The following is a 1945-nucleotide window of genomic DNA, read 5'->3' on the forward strand; positions in this document are numbered from 1 at the left end:
CGGCTAGGCATCACTGCTGTACACCTCTGGCCTATCAACCCAGTGTTCTGCTGGGGACCTTACCTACTTGTGTAGTGGGAAACCTCATCTTGAAACGTGCTTCCCGCTTAGATGCATTCAGCGGTTATCACTTCCGAACGTAGCCAACCAGCCGTGCTCTTGGCAGAACAACTGGCACACCAGAGGTTCGTCCATCCCGGTCCTCTCGTACTAGGGACAGCCTTTCTCAAGTTTCCTGCGCGCGCGGCGGATAGGGACCGAACTGTCTCACGACGTTCTAAACCCAGCTCGCGTGCCGCTTTAATGGGCGAACAGCCCAACCCTTGGGACCTACTCCAGCCCCAGGATGCGACGAGCCGACATCGAGGTGCCAAACCATCCCGTCGATATGGACTCTTGGGGAAGATCAGCCTGTTATCCCCGGGGTACCTTTTATCCGTTGAGCGACCACGCTTCCACATGCCGTGGCCGGATCACTAGTTCCGACTTTCGTCCCTGCTCGACATGTCTGTCTCACAGTCAAGCTCCCTTGTGCACTTACACTCAACACCTGATTGCCAACCAGGCTGAGGGAACCTTTGAGCGCCTCCGTTACATTTTAGGAGGCAACCGCCCCAGTTAAACTACCCATCAGGCACTGTCCCTGATCCGGATCACGGACCTAGGTTAGACATCTAGTACGACCAGAGTGGTATTTCAACGTCGACTCCACACCAACTGGCGTTGATGCTTCACAGTCTCCCACCTATCCTACACAAGCCGAACCAAACACCAATACCAAACTATAGTAAAGGTCCCGGGGTCTTTCCGTCCTGCCGCGCGTAACGAGCATCTTTACTCGTAGTGCAATTTCGCCGAGTCCACGGTTGAGACAGCGCCCAAGTCGTTACTCCATTCGTGCAGGTCGGAACTTACCCGACAAGGAATTTCGCTACCTTAGGATGGTTATAGTTACCACCGCCGTTTACTGGGGCTTAAGTTCTGGGCTTCGCACTTACGTGCTGACCCGTCCCCTTAACCTTCCAGCACCGGGCAGGAGTCAGTCCGTATACATCGTCTTACAACTTCGCACGGACCTGTGTTTTTAGTAAACAGTCGCTTGGGCCTGGTCTCTGCGGCCATCACCGCTGCCTGCCGCTAGGGCATTGACGGATCCGGCCCCCCTTCTCCCGAAGTTACGGGGGCATTTTGCCGAGTTCCTTAACCATGGTTCACTCGATCGCCTTGGTATTCTCTACCTGATCACCTGAGTCGGTTTGGGGTACGGGCGGCGCATAGCTCGCTAGAGGTTTTTCTCGACAGCATAGGATCACCCACTTCGCCCATACGGGCTCCCCATCGAGTCTCAAGAACATGTCACCCGGATTTGCCTAGATGACTCCCTACACTCTTGGCCACAGACAACCATCGCTGTGGTTGGGCTACCTTCCTGCGTCACCCCATCGCTTGACTACTACTGGATCGGGTCCTGCGCTAGCTCACCACTCCTCACCCCGAAGGGATCAGATGAAGTGAATTCGGACAGTTAGCATCACCAGGTTCGTCATGGGCGCTACTTTGCCGGTACGGGAATATCAACCCGTTGTCCATCGACTACGCCTGTCGGCCTCGCCTTAGGTCCCGACTTACCCAGGGCAGATTAGCTTGACCCTGGAACCCTTGATCATTCGGCGGAGGAGTTTCTCACTCCTCATTCGCTACTCATGCCTGCATTCTCACTCGTGTCGCGTCCACCCCTGGATCACTCCGAGGCTTCACTCGCGACACGACGCTCCCCTACCCATCCACAGTCCTGAACGTAAACGCTAGAATATTCTGTGAATGCCATAGCTTCGGCGGATGACTTGAGCCCCGCTACATTGTCGGCGCGGAATCACTTGACCAGTGAGCTATTACGCACTCTTTCAAGGGTGGCTGCTTCCAAGCCAACCTCCTGGTTGTCACT

1 rRNA gene is annotated in these 1945 nt (G+C 55.3%); it reads right to left on the reverse strand.

The features are described 5' to 3' along the window. Positions 1 to 1945: ribosomal RNA gene (locus tag GRQ65_RS21995) — 23S ribosomal RNA — on the reverse strand; the annotation flags it as partial.

Source organism: Nocardioides flavescens, from assembly GCF_009823805.1.
GTDB lineage: Bacteria > Actinomycetota > Actinomycetes > Propionibacteriales > Nocardioidaceae > Nocardioides > Nocardioides flavescens.